Source organism: Polynucleobacter sp. UB-Raua-W9, assembly GCF_018687435.1.
Lineage (GTDB): Bacteria > Pseudomonadota > Gammaproteobacteria > Burkholderiales > Burkholderiaceae > Polynucleobacter.
On record NZ_CP061290.1, the window covers coordinates 456,730 to 474,021 of the forward strand.

At 46.0% G+C, this 17,292-nt stretch carries 19 protein-coding genes; 12 read left to right on the forward strand and 7 right to left on the reverse strand.

All coding sequences use genetic code 11. The features are described from left to right. Window positions 1–65 precede the first annotated feature (65 nt). The 4 genes from aceA to AOC07_RS02440 all read left to right on the forward strand — a co-directional run bounded on the left by aceA (window position 66) and on the right by AOC07_RS02440 (window position 2,684). Window positions 66–1,364, forward strand: coding sequence for an isocitrate lyase (gene aceA / locus AOC07_RS02425; RefSeq protein WP_215358033.1), 1,299 nt, complete (start codon window positions 66–68; stop codon window positions 1,362–1,364). Between the two features lie 112 nt (window positions 1,365–1,476). Further along, the gene (locus AOC07_RS02430; RefSeq protein WP_215358034.1) at window positions 1,477–1,917 is read left to right on the forward strand and encodes an HIT family protein; all 441 of its coding nucleotides are present in this window, start codon (window positions 1,477–1,479) and stop codon (window positions 1,915–1,917) included. Between the two features lie 120 nt (window positions 1,918–2,037). Continuing rightward, entirely contained in the window at window positions 2,038–2,379 is a 342-nt protein-coding gene (locus AOC07_RS02435; protein WP_215293824.1) for a hypothetical protein, read from the forward strand. Beyond that, window positions 2,376–2,684, forward strand: coding sequence for a hypothetical protein (locus AOC07_RS02440; protein WP_215358035.1), 309 nt, complete (start codon window positions 2,376–2,378; stop codon window positions 2,682–2,684). The genes AOC07_RS02435 and AOC07_RS02440 overlap by 4 nt, the downstream gene beginning before the upstream one ends. Here the strand turns inward: AOC07_RS02440 and AOC07_RS02445 are convergent. The 5 genes from AOC07_RS02445 to AOC07_RS02465 are packed head-to-tail and all read right to left on the reverse strand — an operon-like array spanning window position 2,676 to window position 7,027. Beyond that, complete coding sequence (locus tag AOC07_RS02445) at window positions 2,676–3,101, reverse strand: DUF1841 family protein (protein WP_215358428.1); 426 nt, start codon at window positions 3,099–3,101, stop codon at window positions 2,676–2,678. The two genes, AOC07_RS02440 and AOC07_RS02445, sit on opposite strands and share 9 nt — an antisense overlap. After that, window positions 3,094–3,750 carry an endonuclease III gene (nth, locus tag AOC07_RS02450; protein ID WP_215358427.1) on the reverse strand — a complete coding sequence of 219 codons (657 nt, stop codon included), beginning with the start codon at window positions 3,748–3,750 and terminating at the stop codon, window positions 3,094–3,096. Before nth ends, AOC07_RS02445 begins: the two co-directional genes overlap by 8 nt. Beyond that, the gene (gene rsxB / locus AOC07_RS02455; RefSeq protein ID WP_215358036.1) at window positions 3,750–4,442 is read right to left on the reverse strand and encodes an electron transport complex subunit RsxB; all 693 of its coding nucleotides are present in this window, start codon (window positions 4,440–4,442) and stop codon (window positions 3,750–3,752) included. The genes nth and rsxB overlap by 1 nt, the downstream gene beginning before the upstream one ends. A 52-nt stretch (window positions 4,443–4,494) precedes the next feature. Continuing rightward, window positions 4,495–5,787 carry a polyhydroxyalkanoate depolymerase gene (locus AOC07_RS02460; RefSeq protein WP_215358037.1) on the reverse strand — a complete coding sequence of 431 codons (1,293 nt, stop codon included), beginning with the start codon at window positions 5,785–5,787 and terminating at the stop codon, window positions 4,495–4,497. Between the two features lie 40 nt (window positions 5,788–5,827). Then, entirely contained in the window at window positions 5,828–7,027 is a 1,200-nt protein-coding gene (locus AOC07_RS02465) for an amino acid aminotransferase (RefSeq protein WP_215358038.1), read from the reverse strand. 159 nt (window positions 7,028–7,186) lie between these two features. Here AOC07_RS02465 and uvrB point away from each other — a divergent pair, with 159 nt between their 5' ends. The 8 genes from uvrB (at window position 7,187) to fdx (ending at window position 14,859) form a co-directional block, all read left to right on the forward strand. Then, entirely contained in the window at window positions 7,187–9,343 is a 2,157-nt protein-coding gene (gene uvrB / locus AOC07_RS02470; RefSeq protein WP_251369672.1) for an excinuclease ABC subunit UvrB, read from the forward strand. 138 nt (window positions 9,344–9,481) lie between these two features. Continuing rightward, on the forward strand, window positions 9,482–10,051 hold the full coding sequence (locus AOC07_RS02475; RefSeq protein WP_215293829.1) for a Fe-S cluster assembly transcription factor: 570 nt from the start codon (window positions 9,482–9,484) through the stop codon (window positions 10,049–10,051). A 27-nt stretch (window positions 10,052–10,078) separates the two neighbouring features. Continuing rightward, window positions 10,079–11,338, forward strand: a complete 1,260-nt coding sequence (locus AOC07_RS02480) for an IscS subfamily cysteine desulfurase (RefSeq protein WP_371816723.1) — start codon at window positions 10,079–10,081, stop codon at window positions 11,336–11,338. Between the two features lie 28 nt (window positions 11,339–11,366). Next, complete coding sequence (iscU, locus tag AOC07_RS02485; RefSeq protein WP_215293830.1) at window positions 11,367–11,753, forward strand: Fe-S cluster assembly scaffold IscU; 387 nt, start codon at window positions 11,367–11,369, stop codon at window positions 11,751–11,753. Between the two features lie 13 nt (window positions 11,754–11,766). Beyond that, window positions 11,767–12,090: an iron-sulfur cluster assembly protein IscA gene (gene iscA, locus AOC07_RS02490; RefSeq protein ID WP_072583082.1), complete on the forward strand. Its 324-nt coding sequence runs from the start codon at window positions 11,767–11,769 to the stop codon at window positions 12,088–12,090. Then, window positions 12,068–12,595 (forward strand): Fe-S protein assembly co-chaperone HscB, encoded by a 528-nt coding sequence (hscB, locus tag AOC07_RS02495; RefSeq protein WP_371816724.1) that lies wholly within the window; start codon window positions 12,068–12,070, stop codon window positions 12,593–12,595. Before iscA ends, hscB begins: the two co-directional genes overlap by 23 nt. Window positions 12,596–12,622: 27 nt before the next feature. Continuing rightward, window positions 12,623–14,488: a Fe-S protein assembly chaperone HscA gene (gene hscA, locus AOC07_RS02500; RefSeq protein WP_215358041.1), complete on the forward strand. Its 1,866-nt coding sequence runs from the start codon at window positions 12,623–12,625 to the stop codon at window positions 14,486–14,488. A gap of 32 nt (window positions 14,489–14,520) precedes the next feature. Then, window positions 14,521–14,859: an ISC system 2Fe-2S type ferredoxin gene (gene fdx, locus AOC07_RS02505; RefSeq protein ID WP_215293833.1), complete on the forward strand. Its 339-nt coding sequence runs from the start codon at window positions 14,521–14,523 to the stop codon at window positions 14,857–14,859. 146 nt (window positions 14,860–15,005) lie between these two features. On the opposite strand, the gene AOC07_RS02510 is transcribed toward fdx, so the two are convergent. Together AOC07_RS02510 and cysD are read right to left on the reverse strand one after the other, a co-directional pair. Then, window positions 15,006–16,337, reverse strand: coding sequence for a sulfate adenylyltransferase subunit 1 (locus AOC07_RS02510; protein WP_215358042.1), 1,332 nt, complete (start codon window positions 16,335–16,337; stop codon window positions 15,006–15,008). Next, window positions 16,337–17,260, reverse strand: a complete 924-nt coding sequence (gene cysD / locus AOC07_RS02515) for a sulfate adenylyltransferase subunit CysD (protein WP_215358043.1) — start codon at window positions 17,258–17,260, stop codon at window positions 16,337–16,339. The genes AOC07_RS02510 and cysD overlap by 1 nt, the downstream gene beginning before the upstream one ends. Between the last annotated feature and the right edge of the window lie 32 nt (window positions 17,261–17,292).

Genomic DNA, 17,292 nt, shown 5'->3' on the forward strand with positions numbered 1-17,292 from the left:
ATAAGACTTTACGAGTCTTAAGAGTCTAAAAATTTGAAGTACTTGTTTAACTTAGGGAGAAAAACATGGCAGACCGCAAAGCAGAAATCGCAGCACTACAAAAAGATTGGGATAGCAATCCACGTTGGAAAGGTATTGCGCGTGGATACACGGCAGAAGATGTTGTCCGTTTGCGCGGCTCATTAAAGATTGAGCACACTCTAGCGAAGCATGGTGCGGAGCGTCTCTGGGAATTGGTAAACAATGAAGCTTACGTTAATTGCTTGGGTGCCTTGACCGGCGGTCAGGCAATGCAGCAAGTGAAGGCTGGCATTCAGGCAATCTACTTGTCTGGATGGCAAGTGGCGGCAGACGGCAACTCTTACGCAGCTATGTATCCAGATCAATCTTTGTACCCTGTGGATTCAGTTCCAAAAATGGTTGAGCGTATCAACAACTCCTTCCAGCGCGCTGATGAAATTCAGACTGCTAAGGGTATTAACAAGGGTGACGCGGGTTACATCGAATACTTCGCTCCAATCGTTGCTGATGCTGAAGCTGGTTTCGGTGGCGTATTGAACGCATTCGAATTAAGTAAAGCATTGATTAAGCAGGGTGCTGCAGGCGTTCACTTCGAAGACCAGCTGTCTTCAGTGAAGAAGTGTGGTCACTTGGGTGGCAAGGTATTGTTGCCGACTACTGAGTCTGTGCAAAAATTAATCTCTGCACGTTTAGCTGCTGACGTCATGGGCGTTCCAACCATCATCTTGGCTCGTACCGATGCTGAAGCTGCTGACTTATTGACTTCTGACTACGATGAAAATGACAAGCCATTCTTGACAGGCGAGCGAACTCCAGAAGGCTTTTACAAAACCCGTAAGGGCTTGGATCAGGCAATTTCGCGTGGCTTGGCATACGCAGCTTACGCTGATATGGTTTGGTGCGAAACAGGTACGCCTGATCTCGACTTTGCTCGTAAATTTGCTGAAGCAATTCGTGCGAAATTCCCTGGCAAGATGTTGGCTTACAACTGCTCACCATCTTTCAACTGGAAGAAAAACTTGGATGATGCAACGATTGCGAAGTTCCAGCGTGAATTGGGTGCGATGGGTTACAAATATCAATTTATTACCCTCGCTGGTATTCACTCTATGTGGTACAACATGTTCGACTTGGCGCAAGACTACTCTCAGCGTGGCATGACTGCATATGTTGAGAAAGTTCAAGAGCCAGAGTTTGCTGCGCGTGATCGTGGCTACACTTTTGTTTCACATCAGCAAGAAGTTGGTACTGGTTACTTCGATGACGTTACTACGGTAATTCAAGGTGGAAAGTCTTCTGTAACCGCATTGACTGGTTCAACTGAAGAAGAGCAGTTCCACTAATTTTTGGTAGATCCCTAAGTAGTGCGTAGTAGCAGTAGCTTTCATTGCTGCCACGGCATCTAAATTACCTCACAAGGGTGACTTAGATGCCGTTTTCGTATACATTGTTCCCATGGCAAATTGCACACTTTGTAAAGACGATATTAAGCCCGAAGAGGGCCAGTTAATTTGGCGTGGAGACGACTGCAGAATCATGCTTGTAAATGATTCTGACCTACCTGGTTTTTGCAGAGTCATTTGGAATCAGCATGTCGTCGAAATGACTGATTTGACTTACAGTGAGCGTGAGCACCTGATGACTCTCGTATTTGCTGTCGAAGAAACCATGCGTCACGTTATGCATCCCGACAAAATCAATGTAGCTTCTTTAGGCAACATGGTTTCCCACATTCACTGGCATATTATTCCGAGGTATAAGGATGATGCTTTTTTCCCAGGAACTGCTTGGTCTAAGAGAACTCAAGAAACCCCTGAAGCCGTATTAGTGTTCCGCAAGCAAAAAATGACTGAGTTATCGAGTGCCATTAAAGCTGCAATCGCAGGGCTGGCGTAGCCAAGGCAAATAATCACATTTAAATAAATGTTTATTTTTTGAAATAAATATATTTTTTCGATATAAAAGTTATTTTTGAAAGTATTCGCTTATTAGCCCTGAGGCGAATACAGTCGCGAGATGTCTCCATCTTGCTTCAAATTTCTACAGTTTTCCACCTCTAGACGGCGCATTAATAAGCGCTACAAACTTGCCGACCAGAAAGAGGTAATGGTCTTAGAGGCCGTCCTGGCGGCCCATTCTGAAAAGGTGGACTTCTCAGTACTGGACTTAATCCTACTTAATGAGATTGCATCTCAGGCTACTTTGCATTCGGTCATGAATCACCTCATTACAAAAAAGTTGATTAAGTCTGAAGTATCAAAAGAGGACCGCAGACGAAAGTATGTCGTTCCAACAAAGTTAGCCCTTGAATGGCTGCAAGACTCTGCTGATTTACTGTGTTCAGCCGCTAAGAAATGAATCTCTCTACTCTCCTCAGGACTACATTTGCTATCTCATTGGTGCTTACCTATTGCCCGGTAGTTGATGCTCAAGCAAACAAAGAAAAATCTGTTGCCTGCTACCAGATTGTCATTAAAGAACCATTGACGTTTTATGGCAATCCAGGAGATGTAATCACTTTATACGATGGTTCACGCTGGAAGGTTCTGGCCGGTACTCAATTTGAGTATGTCCCATTGCCCTATAAAGATGGACTGATTTGTCCAGAAGCTGAAAAACTCACCATTGACCGCAAGGTAATGCGCGTTGCAAAACTAAACTAGTTTTTTTAATGCCTCGAGATATTTTTCGGGGCTAAGTTGGCCGCCTTCACGTTGCGCCTCCCACATCACTTGTCCTAAGCATTCCATCATCAGGTGTTGAGCTTCGTGCTCTGAACCCATTTTCTGACTTAGTTTTTCAGCGACTTCTTTAATGCCGGGTGGCTGATTGATTGAGATCTGCTCGCTAATTGATAGATGCATTGAGAGATGAAGAAAGGGGTTGGTTTCTCCGCGCTCTGGTGTGTAATCTTGGGCTAGCGCTCCTTCGGGGTCTGCCAATAGCGTGTGGTACTCGGGATGTTCTGCCATCCAATCACCTGCAAGGATTTCCATGGAATCTAAGATATGACCTTCAGTTTTCTTCTTCCAGGCGTCACAGAAAAAGCGACGCACTTCTTCACGGGTTGGATTAAATATCGCCACGAACTTTTCCTTTGCCAGTTTTCTGTTTAAAGCCGCACAAAGGCTCAACAATGCATTGGGCGCACTCTGGGTTACGCGCCTTACAAGTATATCTACCGTGCAATATAAGCCAATGATGCGCGTCTAGTAAATACTCTTTGGGAACGCGCTTGAGTAGTTGCTCTTCAACCTTAAGTACATCCTTGCCAGGCGCTAAGCCAGTGCGATTCGATACTCTAAAGATATGTGTGTCAACAGCAATAGTGGGTTGCCCAAAAGCAGTATTGAGAATCACGTTAGCGGTTTTTCTGCCAACGCCTGGTAAGGCCTCTAATTCCTCGCGTGTTTGGGGAACTATGCCACCATGTTTGTCTAGTAACAAACGACAGGTTTCCTGTACGTGCCTACCTTTAGAGTTAAATAAACCAATATGCTGAATGAATGGCCTAACCCCTTCTTCACCAAGATCTAATAAGGCTTGAGGGGTATTGGCTATCTTAAAAAGATTACGGGTGCCTTTGTTGACTGACACATCAGTTGCTTGTGCCGATAATAGTACCGCAATGAGCAACTCAAATGGTGAGTTGTACTCTAGTTCAGTTGTCGGTTTTGGGTTATTAGCTTTGAGTTGCTCAAAGAAAGCGCGCCGCTTTTCAGGGTTCATCATTGCTTTTGCTGAGCGCGCGCAATCGCAGCAGCAATAATAGCGCGTTTGCGTTCTTGCTCTTTCTTCTGCTCATCTGATGTCGGGTTATCCGCATTAACCGCTATTAACTTGGCTGCGGCTTTTTGAGCCAAGCGTTCATCATTATCTTTTTGTTCTCTATCAAGGCGTTGTCCTCGATTGTGATAGCGCTGACGTGAGATATTGGCCAGTTCTGGCGACCAGGCATTCCAGCCTGTTTCGGCTTCAGTCACATCAATCATGCTGATGCAATCGACAGGGCAGGGAGGAATGCAAAGATCGCAACCGGTACACCACTCAGGTAAAACCACGTGCATTTGCTTTGATGCCCCCACAATAGCATCTACAGGGCATGCCTGAATGCAGAGCGTACAGCCAATACATTTTTGTGGATCGATGAAGGCCACTGGTCTAGGGCGCTCTATGCCACATTCAGGATCAATGGTGCTATGAAGTTCGAAAGCATCTTGGGGGTAAATCGGCGCGAGAATTTTGCTGAGCCGTTCAATGCCTTCAATGCCGCCTGGCGGGCAACGATTAGGTAATGCCTCACCACTCGCCATCGACTCTGCATACCCTCGGCAATCAGGGTAGCCACATTTTGTACATTGGGTTTGAGGAAGTAAATCCTCCAAGCGATCAGTCAGTTCGTTCGCTTGTGTAATGTTCATTGCTAAGTACTTACATAAAAAGGTGAGGGCCTCAGCCCTCACTCGTTGATGTCTAGTTAGAGCCTTCTAATTTAGGGGGCCTTGCTTTACTTCTTTTATGTACACCTTGATGTTCACGAATGAAGTTTTTGATCTTTGGATAGACCTTGTCGCGCCAACGGCGACCAGAAAAAATACCATAGTGACCTGCACCAGTCACTTCGTAGTGATCTTTATTTTCCTTAGGGATTCCTGCACATAAACCATGCGCTGAGCGGGTTTGACCGCTTCCAGAAATATCATCTAACTCACCTTCAACCGTAAGAAGTGCAGTTTCTTTAATATCTTGTGGTTTCACCAGATCGCCGGCTACTGTCCAAGTGCCATTCGGTAGGGCGTAGTCTTGGAAAACTGTCTTAATAGTATCTAGATAGAACTTTGCGTCTAAATCTAGAACAGCGTTGTACTCATCATAGAAGCGAATGTGTGCATCGGTATCTTGTTCATCACCACGTACCAGGTTCTGGAAATAATCCCAATGAGATTGCAAATGATTTTGTGGGTTCATGGCCATAAATCCAGCGTGTTGCAAAAAGCCTGGATAAACCTTACGACCAGCGCCGGGATAGGTTGGTGGCACTTTATAAATCACATGACTTTCAAACCAATCAAATGACTTTTGCTCAGCCAAATTATTAACAGCGGTAGGTGACTTACGCGCATCAATTGGGCCACCCATCATGATCATGGAAGATGGAGTCGCTTCACCGGCCGAGGCCATGAGTGAGATTGCACCTAAAGTCGGAACGGTAGGCTGGCAAACAGAGATGACATGCAAATCTTCTGCCCCAATTGCGCGGATGAATTCTTGAATGTAGTGAACGTAGTCATCAAGACCAAAGTTACCATCTTCCAACGGGACATTGCGCGCATCGATCCAGTCGGTAATGTAAACCTTGTGATCTTGCAATAAGGTGCGAACAGTGTCACGCAGCAAAGTAGCATGGTGCCCAGACATAGGAGCCACCACCAAAACAACAGGATCTTCTTTAAGCTTCTTGATGGTTTCTACATCATCCGAAAAGCGCTTAAAGCGAACTAAATTGCAAAATGGCTTAGAAACTTTAGTGATCTCATGAATAGCAACCTCATGACCATGCGCTACAACAGAGCGAATACCAAACTCTGGTTTTTTATAGTTTTTACCTAAACGGTGAAGGAGTTCGTAGCTGGCAGCTAAACGCTCAGAGCCTGGAACCATTGATGCAGGGTTAGACGCATTAATAAATGCCTCCGAAGCTGCACGTGCCCAAGAGCTCATTGGTTGAAGTAAGGCTTTTTGAAATTCGTGTAACTGATATAGCATGCTACCCCCTGTAATTCAGTTAATCCGCTGATTGTGCTTTTTAGGCCAATACGCGGGCAATTGCTTTGGCTACTTTATCAATATTTTTGGTATTGAGAGCCGCCACACAAATGCGTCCAGTAGAAAGGGCATAAATGCCGTCTTTTTTCTGTAAGCGCTCAACTTGCTCAGCTGTTAAACCTGAGTAAGAAAACATTCCACGTTGCTGTTCGATAAAAGCAAAGTCTTGCTTCACGCCAGCAGCAGCGAGTTTTTCAACAAGACTATGACGCATTGCTTTAATGCGATCACGCATTTCAGCCAACTCATCCTCCCAGAGCTGACGCAATTCTGGAGAGTTCAAAACAGCAGCAGCAATTGCAGCGCCGTGAGTAGGAGGATTTGAGTAATTAGTACGAATTACACGTTTGAGCTGTGAGAGCACACGAGTAGACTCATCTTTGCTCTGTGTCACGATCGACAATGCGCCAACACGCTCACCATACAGCGAGAATGATTTAGAAAATGAGCTGGATACAAAGAATGACATACCGGATTGTGCGAAGAGGCGAACTGCAATACCATCCTGCTCAATGCCAGCCGCAAAGCCTTGATAGGCCATGTCCAAGAAAGGAATCAAACTCTTGTTCTTGCAGATCTCAATCACCTGATGCCACTGGGCTTCGGTGATGTCTGCACCTGTTGGGTTATGGCAGCAAGCGTGCAAGAGAACGGTTGTGTTCTTTGGAAAAGACTCCAAGGACTTCACCATGCCATCAAAATCAACACCACGTGTCATGCCATCGAAGTAGGTGTATTCAACCACTTCGAAACCTGCAGATTCAAAAATACCGCGATGGTTTTCCCAGGTTGGGTTGCTAATAGCGCAAGGCGCATCTAAATTCAGACGCTTAATAAAGTCAGCGCCCACACGCAATGCACCAGTGCCACCTAAGCACTCGGCAGTGACAACACGGCCATCTTTAATGAGTGCAGAGTCAGCCCCGAATAATAAATTTTGCACAGCGCTGTTGTATGGGTTTGGGCCTTCGATTGGAATGTAGCTGCGTGGAGAGTGCTTTGCAACAATGGCCTCTTCTGCTTTGATCACTGCTTTTAAGAGGGGTACCTTGCCTTCGTCTGTGTAATACACGCCAACACCAAGGTTTACTTTGTCAGAACGTTGATCTGCAACATAGGCTTCTGTGAGGCCAAAAATAGGATCTTTAGGGGCTAGCTGGACTGAGGCAAACAGGGTCATTTGAGGTCGAGAATGGTGGTTTAAGGATGGTTTTACTTTGCATTGACGTTAAATTGAGTTTAATTGTCGGTTTTTGAAGCCAGAACCAACTATTTCTAAATAAAAACGGCAAAATCATTGTTTGTACAAAATTCGCTGTGAAGAAAACTCACAGATGAAATGATAGCCGAGATGCCCCCTAAGCCCCCCAAAACTGGTTCCAATTCTGCAGCTAAAGAAGATATCAAAAAGCCTGTTGCCGATCCATTAGGTGAGGCTGGCCACGATCTAGATCCAGCTAAATTTGTTCGCTTTCCAGACTCCCCATATGAGCTATATCAGCCATTTGCCCCGGCTGGGGACCAGCCACAGGCTATTGAGGCCTTGGTTGAGGGTATTGAGGACGGATTGAGCTTTCAGACCTTGTTGGGGGTTACGGGATCTGGAAAAACCTTCACCATGGCTAATGTGATTGCTAGAACAGGGCGTCCAGCAATCATTTTTGCCCCTAATAAGACCTTGGCTGCTCAGCTCTATAGTGAATTTAGGGAGTTTTTCCCAAAAAATGCTGTTGAGTATTTTGTCAGTTACTACGACTATTACCAGCCTGAGGCTTATGTTCCTCAGCGTGACCTCTTTATTGAAAAAGACTCCTCGATTAATGAGCACATCGAGCAGATGCGCTTATCTGCAACGAAGAGCTTGTTAGAGCGCCGCGATGTCATCATCGTAGCGACTGTTTCTGCAATTTATGGAATTGGTAATCCTGGCGATTATCACAGCATGGTGATGACGCTACGTCCTGGCGATAAGATGAGTCAGCGCGATATCTTAATGCGACTGATTGCCATGCAATACGATCGCAACGAAACGGATTTTAAGCGCGGTGTATTTCGAGTGCGCGGCGACACGATTGATATTTTCCCAGCTGAACATAATGAGTTGGCAGTACGCGTTGAATTGTTTGATGATGTGGTAGAGAGTTTGCAATTCTTTGATCCACTGACAGGCAAGATTCGTCAAAAGATTCCGCGTTTTACGGTATACCCAAGTTCACACTATGTGACCCCGCGCGAAACTGTTCTTAAAGCAATTGAAACCATCAAAATCGAGTTACGCACTCGTTTAGATGAATTTGTAAAAGATGGAAAACTCGTTGAGGCACAACGCCTAGAGCAGCGTACCCGTTTCGATCTAGAGATGCTGAACGAGCTAGGATTTTGTAAGGGTATTGAGAACTACTCCCGCCACCTATCGGGCGCGGCCCCAGGGGAGGCGCCTCCTACCCTGGTGGACTACCTGCCGAATGATGCACTCATGTTCTTAGACGAAAGCCACGTCCTAATTGGGCAGCTCAATGCGATGTATAACGGCGATAAATCGCGCAAACATACCTTAGTTGAGTTTGGCTTTCGCTTACCCTCTGCAATGGATAATCGCCCGCTCAAATTTACTGAGTTTGAAACCAAGATGCGTCAAACCATTTTTGTTTCTGCAACCCCGGCCGATTATGAAAACACGCATCAGGGGAAAGTGGTTGAGCAGGTAGCTAGACCTACTGGATTGGTTGACCCAGAAATCGAAGTATTGCCAGCCAGTACTCAAGTTGATAACTTGCTTGATCAGATTCATGAACGCGTCAAAGTGGGTGAACGTGTTTTAGTAACGGTGCTAACTAAACGCATGGCGGAGCAACTCACTGATTACCTTTCCGATAATGGTGTGAAGGTGCGTTATGTGCACTCTGATATTGATACGGTAGAGCGTGTCGAAATTTTGCGTGATCTTCGCTTAGGCGTCTTCGACGTCTTGGTGGGTATCAATTTGCTACGCGAAGGTTTGGACATTCCTGAAGTGTCATTAGTGGCAATTTTGGATGCGGATAAAGAAGGCTTCTTACGTTCTGAGAGAAGTTTGATTCAGACTATCGGCCGGGCAGCCCGCAACGTCCGAGGCAAGGCGATTCTGTACGCCGATAGGGTGACCGATTCAATGAAGCGCGCCATGGGGGAGACCGAAAGACGTCGCACCAAGCAAGTTGCCTTTAATAAGCTCCATGGCATTGAGCCTAAGGGTGTTCAAAAGCGGATCAAGGACATCATTGATGGTGTCTATGATGTCAAGGAGAAGCGCCAGGAGATGCAGGTGGAGCAGGAGCGGGCTCGCTATGAAGATATGAGCGAGAAAGACCTGGCAAGCGAAATCAAACTCCTAGAGAAGCAAATGAATGCCGAAGCCAAGAATTTGGAGTTTGAGAAGGCTGCTGGCACTCGGGACCGTCTTACCAAGGTCAAAGAAATGGCTTTTGGAGCCAGCTCTAGAGACTCTATTGGCTAGATAGGCAGGCTTGCCAAAGGGTTTTTTGGGATAATTCCCGAGCAGATTGCTGGGTCATATGGTAAAGTTGAGTGGAATGGTCGGGTATTACCCGCCTGATCATTAGCTGTCCATAACAATCCATTACCAAGGTGACATATGAGACTTACCACTAAAGGCCGTTTTGCAGTAACCGCAATGATTGATTTAGCCCTGCGCGAAGCGCATGGCCCTGTAACTTTGGCTGGAATTAGCCAAAGACAAAAGATCTCCCTTTCTTATTTAGAGCAATTGTTCGGCAAATTACGCCGCTTCAATATTGTTGAGAGCACTCGTGGACCCGGAGGCGGATATACCCTCGCACGCAAGGCTGATGAAATTAGTGTTGCTGACATCATCGTCGCAGTGGATGAGCCATTGGATGCAACTCAATGTGGCGGTAAAGGTAACTGTCATAGCGACGAAGATGAGCATGGTCATTGTATGACGCATGATCTGTGGAGCAATCTTAATCTCAAAATGGTTGAGTACCTCAGCTCAGTAAGCTTGCGTAACTTGGTGCAGCAGCAAGAAGGACGTGGTGTTGTGATTCAAGACATGCGTCAAAAGAAAATTAAAGTTGAAAGCACTAAGGTTGAAAAACCAGCCCTAGCGCTTGCGGCGAAAAAAGAAGTTGCCCCTAAAGCCCCATTAGTAAATTCTGTTTTTAATTTGGCGCGGCAAAGTTAATTGAAGTAATCCAAAAATAAGTAAATCATGAACGCACCACAAGACCTTCCAACGCAGCCGGTTCCGATGTTTAGTCCTAAGCACTTTCCGGTATATATGGACTACTCGGCCACCACGCCAATTGATCCGCGTGTGGTCGACAAAATGCTGCCTTACCTGCGCGAGCAATTTGGTAATGCCGCATCGCGGAGTCATGCCTATGGCTGGGCTGCCGAAGAGGCGGTTGAGTGGGCGCGTTCAGAAGTTGCGCAACTGGTACATGCAGATCCACGAGAGATTGTGTTTACTAGCGGCGCTACTGAAAGTATTAATTTGGCACTAAAGGGTGCCGCGCATTTTTATAAAGATCGCGGTAATCACATCATTACCGTCAAAACTGAGCACAAAGCAACTTTAGACACTTGTCGTGAGCTAGAGCGTGAAGGTTTTGAAGTGACTTACTTGGATGTTTTGCCCAGTGGCTTGATTGACTTTAAGCAGTTAGAGGCTGCCATGAAGCCAGGCACGATTTTGGCGTCGGTGATGTATGTCAACAATGAAATCGGTGTTGTACAAGATATCCCCGCGATTGGCGAGCTGTGTCGTTCCCGTGGCGTCATTTTTCATGTCGATGCTGCGCAAGCTACTGGCAAGGTAGAGATTGATTTGGAAAAGATCAAGGTCGACTTGATGAGTTTTTCTGCTCACAAGACTTATGGTCCAAAAGGGATTGGCGCATTGTTTGTGCGTCGTAAGCCTCGTATTCGTATTGAAGCCCAAATTCATGGTGGCGGCCATGAGCGCGGTATGCGCTCAGGTACCTTAGCAGTTCACCAAATTGTGGGAATGGGCGAGGCATTTCGCATCGCTCGTATTGAGATGGTCGAGGGAAATAAGCGTATTCGTGGATTGCGTGACCGCTTACTCAATGGCTTAAAAGACATTGAAGAGGTTTATGTCAACGGCGACATGGAGCATCGTGTGCCGCATAACCTGAACATCAGCTTTAACTACGTTGAAGGCGAATCGATGTTGATGGCCCTTAAGGATTTGGCTATCTCATCAGGTTCTGCTTGTACATCAGCATCACTAGAACCTTCTTATGTGTTGCGTGCCTTGGGTCGCAATGATGAATTGGCTCATAGCTCGATTCGTTTTACTCTGGGTCGCTTTACGACAGAAGAAGAAGTGGATTTCACAATTAAGTTAGTGAAAGAAAAGATCGCAAAATTGCGTGAGCTTTCACCATTGTGGGAAATGTTTAAAGACGGAATCGACTTAAGTACGATTCAGTGGGCTGCACATTAAGAATCTGAAGGATTAAAGAGGAAATATCATGGCATATAGTGAAAAAGTAATCGACCATTATGAGAACCCGCGTAACGTAGGTTCTTTTGAGAAGGGCGACGAAAGCGTAGGTACCGGCATGGTTGGTGCGCCAGCTTGCGGCGACGTAATGAAGTTACAGATTCGTGTAAACGATCAAGGTGTGATTGAAGATGCTAAGTTCAAGACATATGGCTGTGGCTCAGCAATTGCGTCTTCCTCATTAGTAACTGAGTGGGTTAAAGGCAAGACTTTAGATCAAGCTTTGGAGATCAAGAACTCTCTGATCGCTGAAGAGTTGGCTTTGCCGCCAGTAAAGATTCACTGCTCTATCTTGGCTGAAGACGCTATTAAGGCAGCAGTTGCTGATTACAAAGAAAAGCATCTAGCCAAATAAACAAAGTAAAACTATGGCCATTACCTTAACCGACAAAGCAGCTGCACACGTTAACCGCAATTTAGAAAAGCGCGGCAAGGGGTGTGGTTTGCGTTTGGGCGTTCGTACCACAGGTTGTTCTGGCTTGGCGTATCAGCTTGAATATGTTGATGAGCCTGCCGCTGAAGATCAGGTATTTGAATCTAATGGCGTAAAAGTATTTATTGATCCGAAGAGCTTGGCGTATTTGGATGGAACAGAGCTAGACTTTGTACGTGAGGGTTTGAACGAAGGGTTTAAGTTTCAAAATCCAAACGTAAAAGATGAGTGTGGTTGTGGCGAATCCTTCCGCGTCTGACGATTACTTTCGCTTTTTTGGTTTAAATCAGCAATTCAAGATCGATTTGCCTGCCTTAGATCAGGCTTACCTTGCAATTCAAAAAGAAGTGCATCCCGACCGACATGCGCGTGGTAGCGATTCTGAGCGGCGCCTTGCGATGCAGATGGCTACATTGGCTAATACTGCTTTTCAGACACTGAAGAACCCCGTGCAACGAGGTTTATATATTTGTCAACTTCACGGTGTAGATGCCAAGCTAGAAACTAATACTGCAATGCCAGCTGCTTTTTTGATGAAGCAAATGGAATGGCGTGAAAATCTCGATGAGCAGGCTGAAGATCTGCTGGCCTTGGAAGAGCTGATGGATGAGGTGCAATCCTCTAAGCAAGATACCCTTTCTGAAATTGTTCAAGCAATCGATGGCGCCAATAATTATCAACGTGCCGCTGAACTTCTCAGGGGCCTCCTTTTTATTGATAAGTTCGCTATTGAGCTTGATGATGCTATCGCGGCCTTGGTCTAGTCTGCGTCGAATTAAACTCTAACTCTTATGGCTTTATTACAAATCTCCGAACCCGGTAAATCACTAGCGCCCCATCAGCGCAGGATTGCTGTTGGCATTGATTTGGGAACCACAAACTCACTCGTTGCTATCGTGCGCGATGCTTTGCCAAAAGTGTTGCCTGATGCTCAAGGTAGAGAGCTGCTTCCTTCGGTAGTGCGCTACTTAGCAAATGGTAGAACGCAAGCTGGTTTTGAAGCACTTGAGAGCATAGTCATTGACCCAAAGAACACGATTGTTTCTGTGAAGCGTTTCATGGGCCGCGGAATTCAGGATGTGGAGCATATTGAGAGCGCTCCTTATGATTTTGTTGATCAGCCTGGGATGCTCAAACTCAGAACAGTTGCTGGCGACAAGAGTCCGATTGAGGTTTCTGCTGAAATCTTGGCGCGTTTGCGTCAGCTAGCAGAAGACTCTGTATCTGATGAGATTGTAGGTGCCGTCATTACAGTACCCGCTTATTTTGATGATGCTCAACGTCAAGCGACTAAAGATGCGGCTAAGTTAGCGGGCATTGAAGTGCTGAGATTGCTCAATGAGCCTACTGCTGCAGCGATTGCTTATGGTTTGGATAATGCTTCCGAAGGTGTTTATGCAGTTTATGACCTAGGCGGCGGCACTTTCGATATCTCTATTCTCCGAATGAGTAGAGGTGTATTTGAAGTGCTCTCTACTGGCGGTGATTCTGCTTTGGGTGGCGATGACTTTGACCACCGTTTATATTGCTGGGTCATTGAACAGGCTAAATTACCTCCACTCTCTATTCATGACCATCGCACGCTTTTACAAGCTTGCAAACATGCAAAAGAATTGCTTAGCCATAACCCTTTAGCTAGAGTTCACGAGACTCTGGCAGACGGTACCGTAGTCAATGTTGGGGTTAGTCAGGCGCAATTCTTTGAGATTACTCAGAACTTGGTTGCCAAGACTCTCGCCGCCTGCAAAAAAGCTTTGCGCGATGCAGGTTTAAAAGCCGAAGATATTAAAGGCGTAGTGATGGTGGGCGGCTCTACCCGTATGCCAAATGTTCAGCGTGCCGTCGGTGAGCTATTTGGAACACAACCACTCAATAATTTAAATCCAGACCAAGTGGTTGCTCTGGGTGCTGCTATGCAAGCCGATTTGCTGGCTGGCAATCAAAGTAAAGATGATGAGTGGCTCTTGTTAGACGTCATTCCACTTTCGCTTGGTATTGAAACCATGGGCGGCCTGGTTGAAAAGATTATTCCGCGCAATACGCCGATTCCGGTAGCAAGAGCGCAAGACTTCACCACCTTTAAAGATGGTCAAACTGCATTGGCAATTCAAGTGGTGCAAGGTGAGCGTGAACTTGCCCAAGACTGTCGCTCTTTAGGGAAGTTTGAGTTACGCGGTATCCCAGCAATGGCTGCAGGTGCTGCACGAATTCGGGTCACTTTCCAGGTAGATGCAGATGGCCTATTGTCTGTAAGCGCTATGGAGCAGGGCTCTGGTGTCCAAGCCTCAATTGATATCAAGCCTTCTTATGGTTTAACGGATGCTGAAATTACTCGCATGTTGCAAGATGGTTTTGCTTCTGCCAAAGAGGATTTGCTCTCGAGATCATTGCGCGAAGAACAAGTCAATGCACGGCGTTTATTAGATGCTGTGCAAACTGCTCTAGCAAGTGATCGCAATCTCCTGGATGCGAAAGAGCAAGCTGCAATTGACCAAGAGATGGCAGATCTACAAAAGATTTTGAATGAAGAAGTCGATAGCGACATAGTTCGCAAAGCAGTTGATCATGCTGCGAAGGCTACCGATGACTTTGCACAAATGCGCATGAATGCCAGTATTCAGAAAGCATTGTCTGGTAAAAATGTTGCAGAGATCTAAAATAATCAATATCAAACCAATAGAAAAGAATCATGACTCAAATCGTTGTCCTACCGCATAGTGAGTATTGCCCCGAAGGCGCAGTGGTTGAAGTGACGCCAGGCACATCGATTTGCGAAGCGCTGCTAGAAAATGACATTCCGATTGAACATGCCTGCGATATGGTTTGCGCTTGCACTACTTGTCACGTGATCGTGAAAGAGGGTTTTCAGAGCCTAAACCCCCCCGATGAGAATGAAGAAGATATGCTGGATCGCGCTTGGGGACTCAATCCTCAATCCCGGTTATCTTGCCAAGCCATTGTTGCCAAACAAGATTTGGTGATTGAAATACCCAAATATTCTATTAACCACGCCAAAGAGAATCATTAATGCACCAAAGTTGAGCATTATGGCTCTTAAAGAGGCAATCCCCACAAAAGTGAGATTTTGAGAGGGCTAATATGAAGCTGTAGTTTGTTCTTTAAGCAGTACCTCCAAAAATCTCTTTTAAGCCATCCTTCGGGATGGCTTTTTCTTTATTGGGCTGTTGCCTCGCGAATCATTCCAGCAGCAACAGTGTGATTCGTGGCTTCATCAATGAGGATGAATGCACCAGTAGGCTGGGATTGATTAAACAGATCGGCTGCAATTGGTTTTTGCAACACAAAATCCACGCGACCGATTTCATTGGCGGTCAGTGCATGAGCATGGCTGGCATGCGAGAGGGTTTCAACATCTAGCACTGTTTGAATCACTTTTACTTTAGCCCCAACAGTATTGCTAGTATGACGCAATGCATATTTACGACTTAGGGAGAGAGGCTCGCTATCTAACCAGCAAAGATCAGCAGAAATTTGCTTGCTAAGTGTTGGTACAGCAAGATTATCGGCGCCAACGAATAATGATCCACGAGATACATCAATGTCTTCTGCTAACTGAATAGCAACAGCTTCCCCGGTCTGTGCAGACTCAACAGCATTATTGCTACCTGCCTTAGATCGATTACTTAAATAGATCTCAGCAACTGTCGCCTCAACATTACCTGGTAAGACTCGAATCTTTTGACCCTTTCGAATACTGCCAGACTCAATTTGGCCGAGATAGCCACGGAAGTCATCAGAGACGCTACCATCCTGACGTGCTACGTATTGCACGGGGAAGCGTAGGGCGAGTTTTTCAGACTCGGGGCTGGTGTCCAAACTCTCCAACCACTCCAGTAGGGTTGGGCCTTTGTACCAAGGCGTATGTTTACTGGCGGTAACCACGTTAGCACCAAGCAAGGCGGAGATTGGAATCGATGTTGGTTTAGGTAAGCCGATCTTTTGGGTTAAGTCTTCAATAGATTCTTTGATGGTGTTGAAAATCTTTTCATCAAACTCAAATAAGTCCAGCTTGTTAATCGCAAACACCACATGACGTAAACCCAATAAATGTACGATGGCTGCATGACGTTTGGTTTGTGCCAGCAAGGTAGCCGGGCTTGTATCGAGATCAACGCGGGTGGCATCCACTAAGATCACTGCTACATCTGATTGGGATGCGCCAGTAACCAAGTTACGGGTGTATTGCTCGTGGCCTGGCGCGTCAGCTACGATGAACTTACGCTGAGGGGTCGAGAAATAACGATAGGCCACATCAATCGTGATACCTTGCTCACGCTCAGCCTCTAAGCCATCAGTTAGCAGGGCTAAATCAACACCAGCATCAGAAGAAGTGACGCGGGCATGCTTAGTTTTAGATAAAGATTCGAGTTGATCCACCAAAATCGATTTGGTGTCATATAGCAGGCGACCAATCAAGGTGCTCTTGCCATCATCAACGCTACCTGCGGTGATGAAGCGAACAACATTTTGATGAGTAGATGACATTAAAAGTAACCTTCTTTCTTGCGGCGCTCCATCGAGGCCTCATTGGTTTGATCATCCATACGGGTAGCCCCACGCTCAGTGATTTCAGTAATCGCAGTTTCTGCAATGATTTCGAGAGGAGTGGCGGCAGTACTCAGAACGGGGCAGGTACAACTAATATCGCCAACGGTACGAAAACGCACGCTGAGAATCTCGCTAATATCACTAGCTGCCTTAGGTGTCACATTAGTGACAGGCACTAGTAAATTATTTTTCTTCACTACTTCGCGTTGATGTGTGTAGTAAATACTTGGTAAAGCCAGGTTTTCACGAGCAATGTATTGCCAGATATCAAGCTCTGTCCAATTTGAGATTGGGAATACGCGCATATTTTCGCCTTTAGCGATGCGGGCGTTATATAGATTCCATAGTTCTGGGCGTTGAGCCTTTGGGTCCCATTGGCCAAATTCGTCTCTGAAAGAGAAGATGCGCTCTTTAGCGCGAGCCTTCTCTTCATCACGGCGTGCTCCACCCATCAAGGCATCGAATTCATATTCGGCAATGGTTTCTAGCAGAGTCACGGCTTGGGCGGCATTGCGTGAGTCGGTTTCTTTACGCAAACGCACGGTACCCTTTTTGATCGAGTCTTCCACATGCCCAACAATCAATTTCACACCCGTTTTTTCAACTACAGAGTCACGGTAGCTAATGACTTCAGGATAGTTATGACCAGTATCGATATGCAAAATGGGGAAGGGCAGCTTCACGGGGCGATTGCCAAATTGAAAAGCCTTGCGAGCTAAGTGAAACATCACAATCGAGTCTTTACCACCGGAGAACAGCATGGCTGGGTTGGCGCACTGAGCTACCACTTCACGAATGATGTAGATCGATTCAGCCTCAAGCCAATCCAAGTGATCATCAAGCAATTTTTGTTCTGACATTCTGTAAGTTATTTCTACCAAGTTTTAATGAT

Bases quoted from the DNA above. Each gene is read 5' to 3' on its own strand.
- iscA (WP_072583082.1), top strand. From the start codon at position 11,767: ATGGCCATTACCTTAACCGACAAAGCAGCTGCACACGTTAACCGCAAT.
- cysD (WP_215358043.1), bottom strand. From the start codon at position 17,260: ATGTCAGAACAAAAATTGCTTGATGATCACTTGGATTGGCTTGAGGCT.
- aceA (WP_215358033.1), top strand. From the start codon at position 66: ATGGCAGACCGCAAAGCAGAAATCGCAGCACTACAAAAAGATTGGGAT.
- AOC07_RS02440 (WP_215358035.1), top strand. From the start codon at position 2,376: ATGAATCTCTCTACTCTCCTCAGGACTACATTTGCTATCTCATTGGTG.
- iscU (WP_215293830.1), top strand. From the start codon at position 11,367: ATGGCATATAGTGAAAAAGTAATCGACCATTATGAGAACCCGCGTAAC.
- nth (WP_215358427.1), bottom strand. From the start codon at position 3,750: ATGAACCCTGAAAAGCGGCGCGCTTTCTTTGAGCAACTCAAAGCTAAT.
- AOC07_RS02460 (WP_215358037.1), bottom strand. From the start codon at position 5,787: ATGCTATATCAGTTACACGAATTTCAAAAAGCCTTACTTCAACCAATG.
- rsxB (WP_215358036.1), bottom strand. From the start codon at position 4,442: ATGAACATTACACAAGCGAACGAACTGACTGATCGCTTGGAGGATTTA.
- uvrB (WP_251369672.1), top strand. From the start codon at position 7,187: ATGATAGCCGAGATGCCCCCTAAGCCCCCCAAAACTGGTTCCAATTCT.
- AOC07_RS02480 (WP_371816723.1), top strand. From the start codon at position 10,079: ATGAACGCACCACAAGACCTTCCAACGCAGCCGGTTCCGATGTTTAGT.
- fdx (WP_215293833.1), top strand. From the start codon at position 14,521: ATGACTCAAATCGTTGTCCTACCGCATAGTGAGTATTGCCCCGAAGGC.
- AOC07_RS02510 (WP_215358042.1), bottom strand. From the start codon at position 16,337: ATGTCATCTACTCATCAAAATGTTGTTCGCTTCATCACCGCAGGTAGC.
- AOC07_RS02475 (WP_215293829.1), top strand. From the start codon at position 9,482: ATGAGACTTACCACTAAAGGCCGTTTTGCAGTAACCGCAATGATTGAT.
- AOC07_RS02430 (WP_215358034.1), top strand. From the start codon at position 1,477: ATGGCAAATTGCACACTTTGTAAAGACGATATTAAGCCCGAAGAGGGC.
- AOC07_RS02465 (WP_215358038.1), bottom strand. From the start codon at position 7,027: ATGACCCTGTTTGCCTCAGTCCAGCTAGCCCCTAAAGATCCTATTTTT.
- AOC07_RS02435 (WP_215293824.1), top strand. From the start codon at position 2,038: ATGTCTCCATCTTGCTTCAAATTTCTACAGTTTTCCACCTCTAGACGG.
- hscA (WP_215358041.1), top strand. From the start codon at position 12,623: ATGGCTTTATTACAAATCTCCGAACCCGGTAAATCACTAGCGCCCCAT.